The 14914-nt window shown below is 69.8% G+C and carries 14 protein-coding genes; all 14 read right to left on the reverse strand.

The window, feature by feature from the left end; all coding sequences use genetic code 11:
• Positions 1-22: 22 nt before the first annotated feature.
• On the reverse strand, positions 23-1201 hold the full coding sequence (locus tag ABL844_RS19035) for an FAD-dependent monooxygenase (RefSeq protein WP_418128505.1): 1179 nt from the start codon (positions 1199-1201) through the stop codon (positions 23-25).
• Between the two features lie 27 nt (positions 1202-1228).
• Positions 1229-2242 (reverse strand): Bug family tripartite tricarboxylate transporter substrate binding protein, encoded by a 1014-nt coding sequence (locus ABL844_RS19040; RefSeq protein WP_418128506.1) that lies wholly within the window; start codon positions 2240-2242, stop codon positions 1229-1231.
• Positions 2239-3210 carry a VOC family protein gene (locus tag ABL844_RS19045; RefSeq protein WP_418128507.1) on the reverse strand — a complete coding sequence of 324 codons (972 nt, stop codon included), beginning with the start codon at positions 3208-3210 and terminating at the stop codon, positions 2239-2241. Before ABL844_RS19045 ends, ABL844_RS19040 begins: the two co-directional genes overlap by 4 nt.
• A gap of 150 nt (positions 3211-3360) precedes the next feature.
• Positions 3361-4839 carry an aldehyde dehydrogenase gene (locus ABL844_RS19050; RefSeq protein WP_418128508.1) on the reverse strand — a complete coding sequence of 493 codons (1479 nt, stop codon included), beginning with the start codon at positions 4837-4839 and terminating at the stop codon, positions 3361-3363.
• A 12-nt stretch (positions 4840-4851) separates the two neighbouring features.
• Positions 4852-5649, reverse strand: coding sequence for an aspartate dehydrogenase (locus tag ABL844_RS19055; RefSeq protein ID WP_184637186.1), 798 nt, complete (start codon positions 5647-5649; stop codon positions 4852-4854).
• A 14-nt stretch (positions 5650-5663) separates the two neighbouring features.
• Positions 5664-7364: a thiamine pyrophosphate-binding protein gene (locus ABL844_RS19060; RefSeq protein WP_184637184.1), complete on the reverse strand. Its 1701-nt coding sequence runs from the start codon at positions 7362-7364 to the stop codon at positions 5664-5666.
• A complete protein-coding gene (locus ABL844_RS19065; RefSeq protein WP_418128509.1) occupies positions 7357-8196 on the reverse strand; it encodes an SDR family oxidoreductase in 840 nt (279 codons plus the stop codon). Before ABL844_RS19065 ends, ABL844_RS19060 begins: the two co-directional genes overlap by 8 nt.
• Before the next feature lie 10 nt (positions 8197-8206).
• Positions 8207-9052 (reverse strand): IclR family transcriptional regulator, encoded by an 846-nt coding sequence (locus tag ABL844_RS19070; RefSeq protein ID WP_418128510.1) that lies wholly within the window; start codon positions 9050-9052, stop codon positions 8207-8209.
• A 43-nt stretch (positions 9053-9095) separates the two neighbouring features.
• Complete coding sequence (locus ABL844_RS19075) at positions 9096-9953, reverse strand: alpha/beta fold hydrolase (RefSeq protein ID WP_418128511.1); 858 nt, start codon at positions 9951-9953, stop codon at positions 9096-9098.
• Between the two features lie 14 nt (positions 9954-9967).
• Positions 9968-10516, reverse strand: a complete 549-nt coding sequence (locus ABL844_RS19080; RefSeq protein WP_418128512.1) for a cupin domain-containing protein — start codon at positions 10514-10516, stop codon at positions 9968-9970.
• 26 nt (positions 10517-10542) lie between these two features.
• Positions 10543-11358 carry an SDR family oxidoreductase gene (locus ABL844_RS19085; RefSeq protein ID WP_418128513.1) on the reverse strand — a complete coding sequence of 272 codons (816 nt, stop codon included), beginning with the start codon at positions 11356-11358 and terminating at the stop codon, positions 10543-10545.
• Positions 11359-11389: 31 nt separating this feature from the next.
• Complete coding sequence (locus tag ABL844_RS19090; protein ID WP_418128514.1) at positions 11390-12373, reverse strand: Bug family tripartite tricarboxylate transporter substrate binding protein; 984 nt, start codon at positions 12371-12373, stop codon at positions 11390-11392.
• A 182-nt stretch (positions 12374-12555) separates the two neighbouring features.
• Complete coding sequence (locus tag ABL844_RS19095; RefSeq protein WP_418128515.1) at positions 12556-13815, reverse strand: D-amino acid dehydrogenase; 1260 nt, start codon at positions 13813-13815, stop codon at positions 12556-12558.
• Between the two features lie 54 nt (positions 13816-13869).
• Entirely contained in the window at positions 13870-14886 is a 1017-nt protein-coding gene (locus ABL844_RS19100; protein ID WP_184637171.1) for a 2-dehydropantoate 2-reductase, read from the reverse strand.
• Between the last annotated feature and the right edge of the window lie 28 nt (positions 14887-14914).

A 14914-nucleotide genomic window follows, 5' to 3' on the forward strand; every position in this document is an offset into this window, starting at 1 on the left:
TGGGGCGAGGTGAAATGAAGAATCAGGCTGCTGCTGCAGCAGCCGCCATGGCCGGGGTCGCGAGCGGCACGGCCCAGGCGTCGTAGCCGTAGACCCAGTCGGCGTTGCCGCCTTCGCGCAGCCAGTTGTTGCCGCGCGAGCCGAGCTGAACCTGGCTGGCGCGCTCGATGCGGGCGGTCTCGAAGCCCTTGAGCGCAGCAGGCACATCGGCCATCGCCACGCCGTCGAGGTGGCGCGACAGCACCACGGCGTCCTCGATGGCCATGCCCGCGCCCTGCGCCATGAAGGGCAGCATCGGATGCGCGGCATCGCCCAGCAGCGCCATGCGGCCCTGCGTCCAGGCGGGCATCGGGTCGCGCTCGTACAGCGCGGTCTTCAGCACCGTGTCGCAGGCGTCGAGCAGCGCGCGCGCCTCGGGGTGGTAGGCCACGTACTGCTCGCGCAACTCGTCGACGCTGCCCGGCGCGGTCCACGACTCCAGGTGCCAGCTGTCCTGCGGCGTGGTGGCGAAGATGAAGATGTCCCTGCCCCGGTTCAGCGGGAAAGTGACGATCTGGCTCTGCGGATTCGGCCCCCACCACTTGGTGAAGGCGCCGAGGTTGGGCACGCCGGCCACGCGCTCGGCGGGCACCACTGCGCGGTAGGCCACGATGCCGGTGAAGCGCGGGCTCTCGGCGCCGAACATCGCCGTGCGCACGCAGGAGTGGATGCCGTCGGCGCCGATCAGCGCACCGACGCGGGCCTCGGTGCCGTCCGCGAACGAGAGGCTGATGCCCTTTTCATCGGCCGCGATCTTCCCGGCGCGCTTGCCGAGCGCGACCTGCTCCGCCGGGAACATGTCGGCCAGCGCAGCCAGCAGGTCGGCGCGGTGGATGGTGAGCTGCGGCGCGCCGTAGCGCTGCTCGGCGGTCTCGGCCATTTCCAGGCGCGAGGTTTCCTCGCCGGTGTCGTAGGTGCGGCTGATGCGGTGCGACGGGCGTGCCGCCGTTACGCGGGCCGCCTCGCCCACGCCGAGGCCGTCGAGCGCGCGCACCGCATTGGGCGTGAGATTGATGTCCGCGCCGACGCGGGCGAACTGCCTGGCCTGCTCGAACACGACCACGTCGTGGCCCGCGCGCCGCAGCGCGATGGCTGCCACGAGGCCGCCGATGCCCGCGCCGACGATGCCGATGGTGGATTCGCTTGTGGTGATGGTCTTCATGGGTGTCTCCCCGGGTCCTTCTTCCGCTTACTCGGCGACGATGTTGCGGGCCTTGATGATCCTGGCCCACACGGCCGTCTCGTCGCGGATGTAGGCGGCGAACTCGGCGGGCTTCATGGCCGCGTCGGTCATGCCCTGCAGCTTCAGGCGCTCGCGCACGTCGGGCTTCGAGAGCATCTCGGCCGCGTCCTTGGCGAGCTGCTCGACCACGGCCGGCGGCGTGCCCTTGGGCGCCATCAGGCCGTACCAAGAGGTCACGGTCACGCCCTGGATGCCCTGCTCCGCCAGCGTCGGAATCTCCGGCGCCGCCGCGCTGCGCTTGGCCTCGGTCACGCCGATGGCGGCAAGCTTGCCGTTCTTCAGGAAGGGCAGCGTCGCCGGCAGGTTGCTGAACATCAGCGGCACGGTGCCGCCGAGCACGTCGTTGAGCGCGGGCGCCGTGCCCTTGTAGGGCACGTGCAGCATGTCGATGCCGGCCTGCTGCTTGAAGAGCTCGCCCGCCAGGTGCAGGCCGCTGCCCACGCCGGGCGAGGCATACGACAGCGTGCCGGGCTTGGCCTTGGCCTGCGCCACGAGGTCCTTCGCGTTCTTGATGCCCGATGCCGGCGAGGCCACAAGCACGTTGGGCGCCTTCGCGAGCATGGTGACCGGCACGAAGTCCTTCGCCATGTCGAAGGGGAAGTTGGGCATCAGCGTCGGGTTGATGGTGACGTTGCCCGCCGGGATCACCAGCAGCGTGTGGCCGTCGCCCTTGGCACGCTTGACCTTGTCCATGCCGATGTTGCCGGCCGCGCCCACCTGGTTGTCGACCACCGCAGCCTGGCCGTAGCGCTTGGCCAGGCCCTCGGAGAGCACGCGGGCCAGCGTGTCGACCGGGCCACCGGGCGGGAACGGCGAGATGATGGTGAAGCGCTCGCTGGAGAGCTGCTTCTGCGCCTCGCTCTGCTGCGCGTGCACGGGCGCGGCGAGCGTGAAGGCCGCGAGTGCGGCGAACAGGACGGAGAAGGAGAAACGTCGTTGCATGAGAGTCGGGGAGTTCATTTCTTTTCGGTCAGGAAGGCGCCCTTGGGGCCTTCCGCGTTCTTCTGGCGGCGGGTGTTGCCGTCGAGGCCGCCGTCCACCGCCCATTCGGCGAAGACCGTCGGGCCCGGCTCGAACTCGCGCGGCTGCCAGTCGGCGGTGAGCTGGTCTTCGTCGGCGTAGTACTCGATGAGGCCGCCCGCCGGGTTCTTGAAGTACCAGAAGTACGCGGACGACACCGGGTGGCGGCCCGGGCCGAGTTGCGTTTCCCAGCCGCAACGCGAGAAGTGCAGGCCGCCGCCGAACACTTCGTGGATGTCGCGCACGGTGAAGGCCACGTGGTTCAGCCCGCGCTTGCCCGAGGGAATCTGCAGCAGGAACAGGTCGTGGTGGCCGCCCTCCGCCGCGCAGCGCATGAAGGCGCCGCGGTTGGGGTAGCTGTCGGAGCCCACGAAGCCGAAGCGCTGCGCGTAGAAGGCGCTGGTGGCCTTCACGTCGCTCACGAAGAACACGACGTGGCCCACCTCGATGGGCACGGCGCGCTCGTAGATGGGCGCCGGCTGGTTGATGCGCAGCTTCGCGTTCCAGGTGTTCATGGCGCCGCAGTCGACCTGCACCGCATGCTTGCGGCTGACCTGCAGGCGCACCGCAAGGCCGTTGGGGTCGAAGCAGCCGATGCGGCGCGCGCCGTCCACAGTGGCGTCGAAGAAGCCCGGGTCCTGCGCGATGGCGTCGGCATAGCGGGCGAGGTCGGCCTCGCTTTCCACGCCCCACACCACTTCGCGCAGCGTCGGGCCCTCTTCCATCGCGGGCGGCAGGCCCGGCTTGTCCAGCGCGGCGACCACCACCTTGCAGCCGTTGAGGCATTCGAAGACGAGTTCGTCGGCGGCCTCCGACTTCAGCGAAAGGCCCCAGTCCTGGAAGAACTGGCGGCAGGCGGGCAGGTCGTCCGCGCCGTAGGTGATCTGGTCGATGCCAAGTACGCTCATTTCAATCTTTCTGTCATGCCGACCGGCACACGCGCGGCGCCGAACAGCTCGTTCCAGGAATACCGCGGAAGCGGCTTTGCCGGGCCGCAGGTATTGCCCCCTGCAAGGGGGTGGGCGAAGCGACACGAAGTGCGCGAAGCCTGGGGGTTTTCATGGTGCTGCCCAAGGCAGGGGTTGTTCGTTGGTGCCCCAGTACATGCTCTTCTGCTCCATGTACTGGAAGATGCCTTCGCGGCCCTTCTCGCGGCCCAGCCCGCTGTCGCGCCAGCCGCCGAAGGGCGTGGACACGGAGAACTGCTTGTAGGTGTTGACCCAGACCGTGCCGGCCTGCACCGCGCGGCCCAGCTTCCAGGCGCGCTTGAAGTCGCGGCTCCACACGCCGGCCGCCAGCGCGTAGACGCTGTCGTTGGCCTGCGCGATCAGCTCTTCCTCGCTGTCGAAGGGCATGGCGACCAGCACCGGGCCGAAGATTTCCTCCTGGCTGATGCGGGCGCTGTTCGTCAGGCCTTCGAGGATGGTCGGCTGGTAGAAGTAGCCCCGGTCATAGCCGTCGCCGTGCAGGCGTACGCCGCCCGTGCGGATCCGGCCGCCTTCGGAAACGCCCAGCTCCACGTAGCGCTCGATGCCCTCGCGATGCTTCGCGGTGATGAGCGGCCCCATCTGCGTGCGCTCCGAAGCCGGATCGCCCACGCGCAGCGCGTTGGCGCCTTCGGCCAGCCGCGTGAGGAACTCGTCGTAGATGCCGCGCGCCACGAAAAGGCGCGAGCCCGCGATGCACGACTCGCCCGACGAGCTGAAGATGCCGTAGAGCACGCCGTTCACCGCGTGGTCGAGGTCCGCGTCATCCAGCACCATGGTCGGCGACTTGCCGCCGAGCTCCAGCGACACCGGCATCATCTTGTCGGCCGCGATGTGGGCGATGTGCTTGCCGGTGGTGGTGCCGCCGGTGAACGACACGCGCTTGACCAGCGGATGCTTGGTGATCGCGTCGCCGATCACCGAGCCCCTGCCCGGCAGCACGCTGACGATGCCCTTGGGCACGCCGGCCTTCTCGCAGATGCGCGCCAGCTCCAGCGCCATCAGCGGCGTGACCTCGGCGGGCTTCACGACCACCGCGTTGCCGGCGGCCAGCGCGGGCGCCAGCTTCTGCGCCTCGCTGGCAATGGGCGAGTTCCACGGCGTGATGGCCGCGACCACGCCCATGGGCTCGTGCACGCTCATGGTCACGAAGGCGCCGCGCGAGGGCGTGATGGTTTCTTCGAGCGTTTCCAGCGCGGCTGCGAAGAACTGGAAGGTGCCGGCGGCGCTGGCCACGAGGTTGCGGGTCTCGTTGATGGGCTTGCCGTTGTCCAGGCGCTGCTTCTGCGCGAGCGATTCGGCCTCTTCGCGGATCAGCTGCGCCACGCGGTGCAGCACGGCCGCGCGCTCGTGCGGCAGGCGCTGCGCCCAGCCGCTGGTGCGGAAGGCGCTGTCTGCGCCGGCAATGGCTTCCTCGACGTCGGCCAGGCTCGCGGCCCGCAGGCGCGCGATGGGCTCGCCGGTGGCCGGGTAGAGGCTTTCGTAGATGTCGCCGCCGCCCAGGCGCCATTCGCCGGCGATGCAGATCGGAAGGAGTTCGGAAGAGATCATGGAATGTCGGGCTCAGATGGCCAGCGCGGCCACGCGATTGCGCAGCGCGCGCACGGCGCTGTAGACGGTGAGCGCGGAGGTCTTGGGGTTGGCCGCGAGCGGCTTGTTGCGCATGGTCAGCTCGAAGCTGCCGAAGGCGCCCTCGGCTTCGACGGTGTGCACGTTCTCTGCGGTGGCGGGGTCGGCAATGAGCCGCACCATGGTGCGGTCGAGCCCCAGCCCCGCGAGCGAGACCGTGGCGGCCACGTTGGCGTTCTTCGGATAAAGCAAGGCCGCTTCGCGCGCGCTGCCTTCGAAGATCACGGTTTCGCGTGCCAGCGCGCCGAGGTCGCGGCCTTGCTCTGCCGGCGTGCCCTTCCACGCCTGCGGCGGCTTGCGGCCGGTGTAGCGCACGCTGTCGAGGCCGCCGATGCGGGCGGCAGCCAGCGCGTCGATGGCGCCGATGGCGCCGGCAATCAGCTGCACCTGCGTCTTGCCTGCAGCGGCTGCGGCTTCGAGCTTCTCGGCGAAGCCCGTGGCCGACAGCGCGCCGACCGAGGCGACCACGCAGGGCGTACCGCGTGCGAGCGCGGGCAGCACGTGCTGCTCGATGGCGGCATGGCCCGCGGTCTCGACCACGAGGTCGATGCCTGCGGCAGGCAAGGCGCTGCCCACCTGCGCGTCGGGCGCCGCCTTCCGCGCGGAGGCAATCGCGTCGGCGGGCACGACGACGGCCACCACCTTCAGGGCCGGATCGCCGTGGAGCAGTTCGAGCACCGAGGTGCCGATGGCTCCGCAGCCGACGAGTGCGATACGCGTGGGAGTGGTCATGGAACGGGCTTCGCTCACTTGCCGGCCGTGCCGAGCGCCGGGATCTGCGTGACCGTGTTGGTCGGCGGGCCGGCGAAGGTGGTCTTGAAGCTGCCGATCGAGAGCATGTCGATCTCCAGCAGGAACGGACCTTCGGCCGCCAGCGCCTCGCCGAGGCGGGCGGGCAGCTCGGCCAGGTCCCGCACGCGGGCATGCGGCAGCGCGATCGACTTGCACAGCAGGTCGTAGTCGGGCGTGTGCAGCTCGGCATAGCACTGGCGGCCGCCGTACTGCGCGTCCTGGATGTTCTTGATGACACCGTAGCTCTTGTCGTTCATGAGCACGATCACCATGGGCGCCTTCTCCTGCACCATGCAGGCCAGCTCGCCCAGGTTCAGGATGAAGCCGCCGTCACCGGCCAGGCAGAATGTCTTGCGGCCCGAGCCCGTCACCGCCGCGCCGATGGCCGCGCCGATGGCCATCGGCATGCCCTGGCCGATGCCGCCGCCCGTGGCGTGCACGCCGGCGCTCGGTTCGAAGACGCGCAGTTCGCGGTTGCCCCAGGTGCTGTTGGAGACGGTCACGTCACGCACCCAGTTGAAGTTGCGGCCGGCCGCCGACTGGAGCTGGCGCACGAGCTCGGCGTACGGGCCGAGGCCGTCGCGCAGCGCCGCAACCGCCTGGTCGTGCGCGGCGCGCAGGTCGACCAGCAGTTGCGGGTCGGCCTTGTACCTGGCGGCTTCGAGGCGGTCGGCCAGGCCTTCGAGGGCAAGCGCGGAATCGCCGCAGACGAAGGCTTCGGACGCGTAGCAGCGGCCTTCGGCGGCGGCGTCGGCGTCGATGCGGTACAGCGGGCGCGGCAGCTTCAGTTCGTACTTGAGCGTCTCGTTGCCGCGCAGGCGCGAGCCGACCACGAGCATCGCGTCGCAGGTCTGGTACAGGGCCTCGACCGGCTTCTGGATGTTGTAGGCGCCGAGCGAACCGGCATCGTCCTCGGGCACAGTGCCGCGGCCCTGCGTCGTGGTGACGACACCGAAGCCGAGTTTCTGCAGGCGCTGGATGGCGGCGCGGGCATGGCGGGCACCGCCGCCGACCCACAGCATCGGGCGCCTGGCGGCGGCGAGGCGCGCGGCCAGCGCGTCGAGCGCGGCGGCGGATGGCACGGGGCGCTCGATGGGCAGCGGCGACAGGTCGGCCGGCATCGTGGTCAGCGCCGACTGGATGTCGATCGGGATCTCGACGCTGACAGGGCCCGTCGGTGCCGTCAGCGCAAGCTGCACGGCGCGCTTGAGCGTGCCGAGCACCGTTTCGACGCTGCGCACGCGCAGCGCAGCCTTCGACACGGCCTTGAGCATGGTGAGCTGGTCGGGTGCCTCGTGGATGTACGACATGCCCTTGTCGAGGTACGGCGTCTCGATCTGCCCGGTGATGTGCAGCACGGGCGCGCCGGCCGTCAGGGCCTCGACCATGCTGCCCGCGATGTTGCCCGCGGCGGGCCCGGTGCTGGTGATGCACACGCCCAGGCTGGCGGTGGAGCGCGCGTAGGCGTCGGCCATGTTGCCCGCGCCGGCCTCGCCCCGCGCCGAGATGAAACGCACCGTGCCGCGCTGCGCGAAGGCATCGAGGATCGGCATGTTGTGGATCGAGATCACGCCGAAGGCCGCCTTGACGCCGCACTGTTCGAGAAAGGCGGCGACGACGGCGCCGACGGTGACGGTGTTGCTGGGGTTATGCATGGCGTGACAGGCCTCCGGAGATGTCGATGTGGCTGCCCGTCGTGTACGACGCGAGGGGCGAAGCGAGGAAAAGGATCGCGCGGGCGGCTTCTGTCGGAAGCCCCAGGCGACCCAGCGGAATGTGTTTGTTCTTCGCGAGCTGGCCGCTCCATGCGGCCCAGCCGAGCGACTTGTCTTCGCGCGCCTCGAAGCGACGGCGCCACTGGCCCGATTCGACGAGGCCGATCAGGATGCCGTTGACGCGCACGCCCTGCGGCGCGAACTCGGTGGCCATGGAACGCACCAGGTTCAAGAGGCCGGCGCGCGCGGCCGAGGTGGCGACCATGTGCGGCTCGGGCTGGCGCGCCAGCAGCGAGTTGGCGCAGACGATGGAGGCATCGCCCAGCACTGCGCGCTGCGCCGCGAGCTGCGGCAGGAAGGCGCGCGTCGGGTTGATGACGGAGAAGAATTTCAGGTTCAGCTCTTCGGTCCAGGCCTTGTCGTCGGTGTCCGCGAAGGTCGAGACCCGGCCCTGCCCCGCGTTGTTGACGAGCATCGAGGCCGGGCCGAGCGCGGCTTCGCTGGCGGCGGCGAAGGAGCGCACCGAGGCGGCGTCGAGCACGTCGCAGGTCTGCGCGAAGAGCTTCGCGCCGGGGTACTGCCCGCGCAGGCCGGCCACGGCGCCGTCGAGCCGCTCGGCATTGCGGCCGCACAGGGCCACCGAGGCGCCGCAGCCCAGCAGCAGTTGGACAGTGGCCAGGCCGATGCCCGACGAGCCGCCCGTGACCACGGCCACGCGGCCGGCCAGCGCATCGGCGGCGAAGAAAAAGGAAGGAAGAGCTTGGGCGGTCATGGTCCCGGAATCAGGCTGAGCGAAGCGGCACCACGTTGGCGGTGCGCGCGGGCGAGTAATTGAGCAGGCCGGAGATCTCGTCGGCGGTGCCGCGCACGCGCTGCACCATCTCGTCGATGCGGCTCTCCTCGATGTGGCTGGCGGTAACGGTGGCGCCCAGCGCCGCCACGATGTGGCCGCTGTGGTCGCGCACCGGCGCGGCGATGCTGGAGATGTTCGATTCGAAGAAGCCCTCGCCCAGCACATAGCCGCGCTGGCGGTCGGCCTGCACCATGTCGAAGAGCTCGGTCACGGTCTTCGGGGTGCTCGGCGAGAAGGTCTCGAGCTTGTCTTCGGGGTAGAGGGCGCGCAGTTGCGGCAGCGTGAGGTCTTCCAGCAGGATGCGGCCGAGCACCGTGGCATGGGCCGGCAGCCGCGTGCCCACGGTGACCGAGCTGGCGAAGGGCGTGGGCGGCGCCACCTTGGCCACGTAGACGATGGAGCGGCCGTCGCGCACCACCAGGTTGCAGGGCGTGCGCAGTTCGTCGCACAGGCGGTTCAGCAGCGGCGTGCCCAGCTGGGTGAGTTCCAGCGAGGCGAGATATTCGAAGCCCAGGCGCAGCACGGCCAGGCCCAGGCGGTAGTCGCGGCCGCCCTCGGTGCGCTCGAGAAAGCCCATGTTCTCCAGCGTGGTGAGCAGGCGGAAGACGGTCGAGCGCGGCAGGTCGAAGCGGCGCGCCAGTTCGGGCGCCGAGAGCGTGCGGCTTTCGCGGCTGAACTCGCACAGCACGCGCAGTCCGCGCTCCAGCGCGGGCACGTTGTAGCGGTCGGGGCCCTCTTCCATCGCCTCGTTGCCGTCGTTGTTGTTGCTGGCCATGCCTGTGGTTCCTTCCTTGGATGTCTCTGGTGGTTGCTTGCGGTCAGCCGGCGAGGGATTCGCTCAGCAGCTTCGCGACGGCCTGCGGTTGCTCCACATAGCCGGCGTGGCCCGCATCGTCCACCAATTCGAGCCGCACTCCGCACTTGCGCGCCACTTCTTCGCAGGCCGCCGGGGGCGTGACCACGTCGAGCGCGCCGCAGGCCACGCGCACCGGCATGGGCGGCGGCAGGTCGGCCAGCAGGTCGGCGTTGCACAGCAGCTCGACGGCCTGGCGGTAGCCGTGGTCGTTCAGGCGGGCCATGTTCCAGCGCACCCACTGGCGGGCGTGCTCGGAGGCCTTGTCGGAAACCAGCCGGGCCGAACGCTTCGCGGCCATGCCGGCGATGCCGAGCTCGTCGAGCGTGGCGAGGCGCTCGGCGCGGACCTTGGAGCGCGCTTCGGCACGCGACGCCCCGCCGTAGCCGATGGCGGGGCTCACCAGCACCAACCGACGGATGCGCGCATCGGTGCACGCGGCCGAGGCGGCGGTGATGGCGCCCAGCGAATGGCCGACCAGCACGCAAGATTCGATGCCGAGCGCGTCGAGCAGTTGGCCCAGCCGGGCCGCGTAGTCGGCGGCGGACGGCGCGGCGGCTTCGAGCGGCGTCGAGCCGCCATAGCCTGGTGCATCCCACGCGATCACACGGGCCTGCGGCGTTAGCAGCTCGGCAGTGTCGATCCACGATGCGGCGCCCGAACCGATACCGTGCAGGCACACGATGGCCGGCCCCTGGCCACATTCGCGCACCGACACCACGGCGCCGCCGCCGACCGCGACATCGCGGGCCGGGAAGCTGGCGTCGAGCCGTGCCAGCTCGGAGGCAGGCAGCGTCGTCAGTGCGTCGGTGGAGACGTTCATGGCCGTGCGTCCGCTCAGCGCTTGATCTTGGCCAGGGGGTGGTCGGCGGGATAGGTCGGCGTGACGGGCTTCTTCGCACCCAGCATCACGCACATCAGCGCGTCCTCGTCGCCGATGTTGATCTCCTCGCGGTACACACCGGGCGGCACCGAGATCAGGTCGCGGTCGGTCATGATGGTCTCGAAGCGCTCGCCGTCCTTCTCGATCACCACCTTGAGCTTGCCGCGGATCAGGAAGAACACTTCCTCCACGTCGGTATGCAGGTGCGGCGGGCCTTCGTGGCCGGCGGGGATCACCATGGTCGAGAAGGTGAAGTGCTCGGCGGGGACGGTGTTGACGTCCTTCGCGACGCCGGTGCCGCCGGTGCCCACGTAGCGCATCTGGGCGCGGCGGAACTTGGGATCGAAGTCGGCCTGGAACTTCAGCGCGTCCCAGTCGTACTTGCGGGTTTCGTAGCGCGCGACGCGGGTGTTCATCCACTCCGCGAGGCTGCTGCCCTCGGGCTGCGCCAGGCTGCTGGCGGCGGTTTCGTTGATCTTCTGCTGTTCGGACAGGTCGCTCATCGGGTGTACTCCTTGGTCGGAAAAATTCAGTGCATCGCGAAGCCGCCATTGACGGCCAGCAGCTGGCCCGTCACGAAGCGCGCGAGCCCGGAAAGAAGGAAGACGGTGGCGCCGCACACGTCGGCGGCCTGCTGCTCGCGCGGGATGGCGCGGCCTTCGAGGTACTTCTGGTGGCGCGCCATCGGCACGTATTCGGTGGCTTCCACCAGCGTGAGGCCCGGCGCCACGGCGTTGACGGTGATGTTGTCGCCACCCCATTCGCGCGCCAGCGAGCGCGTCATGGAAATGACGGCGCCCTTGCTCGACGCGTAGGCCAGCAGGTTGGGCGCGCCCCACAGCGCGGTGTCGGAGGCGAGGTTGACGATCGAGCCGCGTCCGCTCCCGGCCAGCGCCTGGCGGCAGGCACGGCCCATGAGCCAGCTGCCGCGCACGTTGACGTTCATCACGCGGTCCCACACGTCGATCTCGAGCTGGTGCGCGTCGCGGCCGCCCGAGTTGGTGATGGCGGCGTTGTTGACCAGGCCGTCGAGGCCGCCGAGCAGGCGGATGGCTTCGTCGGCGCAGGCCACGATGGAGCCGGGGTTGGCCAGGTCGACGGGCAGCGCATGCGCGTTGCGGCCGGCTTCGCGCAACGCCTTCGCCTCGGTCTCGGCCAGCTCGCCGAGGATGTCGGCCAGCACCACGCTGGCGCCCGCGGCGGCGATGCACTGCGCGAAGGCGAGCCCCAGGCCGCGCGCGCCGCCGGTCACGAGCACGCGGCGGCCGGCCAGCAGGTTGGCAGGCAGCTCGGCGAGCAGTGCCTGCAGGCTCGATGGATCGGCGATGGCTTTGAGTTCGGTCATGGAAATGAGGTCCGTGGATCGGTCGCGGGGGTCAGTCGGCCTGGATGCCGAGTTCCTTGATCACCTTGCCGAAGCGCGCGTAGTCGGCGGCGTTGGTCTTGCCGAGCACGTCGGCGTCGCCGCCCACGGGCGTGGTGCCGAGCACGGCCATGCGAGAGACGATCTCGGGCATCTTCAGGATCTCGTTGAAGTGGCCGTTGAGCGTCTTCACGATCTCGGGCGGCAGGTTGCGCGGCCCCCAGAGGCCGTTCCAGGCCGTCACCTCGACGTCCTTGTAGCCCTGCTCGGCCAGCGTGGGCACGCTGGGCGCGAGCGGCGAGCGCTGGGCCGAGGCCACGGCCAGCGGGCGCAGCTTGCCGTTGGCGATGTACGGCGCCACCGGCCCCAGCGTGATGAAGGTGACGGGCACGTGGCCGCCCAGCACGTCGTTGATGGCGGGCGCCACGCCCTTGTAGGGCACGTGCGCGAGCGTGGTGCCGGATGCGCGGGCGAACATCTCGCCCAGGATGTGCATCGGCGAGCCGCTGCCCGGGCTCGCGTAGCTCAGCGTCTTGCCGCCCTTGGCCGCGGCCACGGCGTCCTTCACCGTGGAGAGGCCGCTGTTGCCGCCGGCCACGAGGAACAGCGGCTGGCTGCCCGTCTGCACGATGGGCGTGAAGCCGTTGAGCACGTCATAGCCCGAGCCGTTGGTCTTGAGCACCAGCTGCGCGATCGAGAAGGTGCTGGGTGCGAGCAGCAGCGTGTAGCCGTCGGGCGTGGCCTTCGACACGTAGGCGCTGCCGATGATGCCGCTGGCGCCGGGGCGGTTGTCGACCACCACGGGCTGGCCGACGCGCGTCGACAGCTTCTCGGCGAACAGCCGCGCCAGCGCGTCGGTGTCGCCACCGGCCGGATAGGCGACGACCAGCGTGATCGGCTTGACGGGGTAGCTGTCGGCTGCCCAGGCGAGTCCGGAGGCGCAAGCGGCGGCCATGGAAATGGCGGCGGCGACGGCAAGGCGGCGTGTCTGTTTCATCGTGTCCGTTCGGCTCGGTTTTGTTTCACTAAAGAAACAACGATTTATTAATGGAACGCCACGAAGAATATCGAAGAAGACAACTTCATGACTAAGGGAAAACCCCAATCCTTGTGTCACAACGAAAACAGGGCGGCCTTTCGGGCCGCCCTGTCCTGGCGTCGAGGAGAAGGAGCGAAGCGTCAGCCGCCGTAGCGCGCCACGGTGAGGCCCTCCATGTCGATGCCGGGCGCCCTGCCCCCAATCAGGTCGGCCATCACGCGGCCTGTGCCCGCGGCCATGGTCCAGCCGAGGGTGCCGTGGCCGGTGCTCAGCATCAGGTTGGGAATGCGGGTGGAGCCGATCACGGGCGTGCCGTCGGGCGTCATGGGGCGCAGGCCGGTCCAGAAGGAAGCGTCGCGCACGTTGCCGCCCTTGGGGAACAGGTCTGTCACCACGTGCTCGAGCGTGTCGCGCCGGCGCTCGTTGAGCCGCAGGTCGAAGCCCGAGAGCTGCGCGGTGCCGCCCACGCGGATGCGATCGCCCAGGCGCGTGACCGCCACCTTGAAGGTCTCGTCCATCACCGTCGATTCGGGCGCGCCGCTGGCGTCGGTGATCGGCACCGTGATCGAGAAGCCCTTGACCGGATACACCGGCAGCCGGATGCCCAGCGGCCTGACCAGCTCGGGCGAATAGCTGCCGAGCGCGACCACGTAGCGATCGGCCGTGAAGCTGCCGGCATCGGTGCGCACCGCAGTGATGCCCTTGACCGCGTCGTGCTCGAGAGCCTGGATGTTGACGCCGAACCTGAATTTCACGCCCTCGGCCTCGGCCAGCTTCGCCAGCGCCTGCGTGAACTTGAAGCAGTCGCCGGTCTCGTCGCCCGGCAGCCGCAAACCGCCGACGAACTTGCCCTTCACCGCCGCGAGCGCGGGCTCGTACTGCACGCAGCCTTCACGGTCGAGCAACTGGTAGGGCACGCCCGAGGCCTGGAGCACTTCGACGTCCTTCGAGGTGCCGTCGAGCTGCTGCTGGGTGCGAAAGAGCTGAAGCGTGCCCTGCATGCGCTCGTCGTAGGCGATGCCGGTGTCGGCGCGCAGCTCCTTGAGGCAATCGCGGCTGTATTCGGCGAGCCGCACCATGCGGCTCTTGTTGATCTCGTAGCGCGCCTGCGTGCAATTGCGCAGCATCGAGAGGCCCCAGCGCCACATCGCCGGATCGAGCATCGGCTTGATGACCAGCGGGCTGTGCTGCATCAGCATCCACTTGATGGCCTTGACCGGCACGCCGGGCCCGGCCCATGGCGCCGAGTAGCCGGGCGACACCTCGCCGGCATTGGCGAAGCTGGTTTCGAGCGCGGGCGCCGGCTGGCGCTCCAGCACCGTCACCTCGTGCCCGGCACGCGCCAGGTAATACGCGATCGAGGTGCCGATGACACCGCTGCCGAGAATCAGGACCCGCATGAGAACAACCCTTTTGAAGCTGCCGTGACGCAGCCGAGGGTACAGGGCCGGACGTTACAAGCCCAGCGCGTCCTGCAATTGCCGTGCCGTCCAGCGCTTCGGCTGTTGCGGCCAGGCCTCGAGCAGCGAAACCATGCGCGAATTGCGCGGCGCGCTCAGGCCGTGCTCCTGCGCGAGGCGCACCACCTCGCCGCTGAGCGCGTCAATCTCGGTGCGGCGGCCTAGCGCAAGGTCGTCGGCCATGCTCGAGCGCGCCTTGGCATCGATGCGCAGCATGCGCGCCGCCACGATGCGGAAGATCCAGTCGGGCAGCCGCAGCAGGCTCGCCAGCCGGTGCGCCGGCACCGCCGCGACCTGCGCCGGCGCGATCCCCGCGACGTTGAGGATGCCCAGCGCCTCCTCGATCAACGAAGCGAAGCAGCGGCGGTAGCCGCGCTGCATGAGCTCCTCGCGCAGCGGCAGGCCCGAAAGCGCGTTGACGGGGTTGTTGAGATTGAGCATGAGCTTGCCCCACTGCACGGGCAAAAGGTCGGCATGCAGGTCGAGCGGCACGCCCGCGCGCTCGAATACGGGAAGCCATGGGCGAAGCACCGCGTCGTCTTCCGCGGCCAGGCGGCCGCCGGTGCCGCGGTGGAAGGCGCCGGGGCCGATCTCGGCCACGTTGTAGGGAACCATGCCGGCGCGCACGTTGAGCGAAGGGCCGGTCTGCGCGGCGGCCGCGCAGTTGGAGATGCCGTTCTGCAGCGAGATCACCGCAGTGCCTGCCGGCAGCGAGAAGGCCAGTTCGCCCGCGGCCTCGGCCGTGGCGCCGCTCTTCACGCACAGCAGCACCAGCGCGGGCCGTGCGCCGGCGGGCACCTGCCCGCTCAGGCGCAGCCTGTCGGCAGGCAGCCTGTGCGTCGCGCCGTCGATGTCGGTGAGCGTCAGGCCATGTTTGGCGAGCTTCTCGAGCACGCGCGGACGGCCGACGAAGGTGACGGGCACGCCCGCCGCCGCCAGGCTTCCGCCGATGAAGCACCCGATGGTGCCCGCCCCCATCACAAGCACTTCACCGGGGATCGCTTCTGGCATGGGTGGCGTGCTCGTTCCGGTGGCGCTG

It is taken from the genome of Variovorax sp. 278MFTsu5.1 (assembly GCF_048305045.1).
Lineage (GTDB): Bacteria > Pseudomonadota > Gammaproteobacteria > Burkholderiales > Burkholderiaceae_C > Variovorax > Variovorax guangxiensis.

Bases quoted from the DNA above. Each gene is read 5' to 3' on its own strand.
- ABL844_RS19040 (WP_418128506.1), bottom strand. From the start codon at position 2,242: ATGAACTCCCCGACTCTCATGCAACGACGTTTCTCCTTCTCCGTCCTG.
- ABL844_RS19090 (WP_418128514.1), bottom strand. From the start codon at position 12,373: ATGAAACAGACACGCCGCCTTGCCGTCGCCGCCGCCATTTCCATGGCC.
- ABL844_RS19055 (WP_184637186.1), bottom strand. From the start codon at position 5,649: ATGACCACTCCCACGCGTATCGCACTCGTCGGCTGCGGAGCCATCGGC.
- ABL844_RS19060 (WP_184637184.1), bottom strand. From the start codon at position 7,364: ATGCATAACCCCAGCAACACCGTCACCGTCGGCGCCGTCGTCGCCGCC.
- ABL844_RS19035 (WP_418128505.1), bottom strand. From the start codon at position 1,201: ATGAAGACCATCACCACAAGCGAATCCACCATCGGCATCGTCGGCGCG.
- ABL844_RS19080 (WP_418128512.1), bottom strand. From the start codon at position 10,516: ATGAGCGACCTGTCCGAACAGCAGAAGATCAACGAAACCGCCGCCAGC.
- ABL844_RS19095 (WP_418128515.1), bottom strand. From the start codon at position 13,815: ATGCGGGTCCTGATTCTCGGCAGCGGTGTCATCGGCACCTCGATCGCG.
- ABL844_RS19070 (WP_418128510.1), bottom strand. From the start codon at position 9,052: ATGGCCAGCAACAACAACGACGGCAACGAGGCGATGGAAGAGGGCCCC.
- ABL844_RS19065 (WP_418128509.1), bottom strand. From the start codon at position 8,196: ATGACCGCCCAAGCTCTTCCTTCCTTTTTCTTCGCCGCCGATGCGCTG.
- ABL844_RS19075 (WP_418128511.1), bottom strand. From the start codon at position 9,953: ATGAACGTCTCCACCGACGCACTGACGACGCTGCCTGCCTCCGAGCTG.
- ABL844_RS19045 (WP_418128507.1), bottom strand. From the start codon at position 3,210: ATGAGCGTACTTGGCATCGACCAGATCACCTACGGCGCGGACGACCTG.
- ABL844_RS19100 (WP_184637171.1), bottom strand. From the start codon at position 14,886: ATGCCAGAAGCGATCCCCGGTGAAGTGCTTGTGATGGGGGCGGGCACC.
- ABL844_RS19085 (WP_418128513.1), bottom strand. From the start codon at position 11,358: ATGACCGAACTCAAAGCCATCGCCGATCCATCGAGCCTGCAGGCACTG.
- ABL844_RS19050 (WP_418128508.1), bottom strand. From the start codon at position 4,839: ATGATCTCTTCCGAACTCCTTCCGATCTGCATCGCCGGCGAATGGCGC.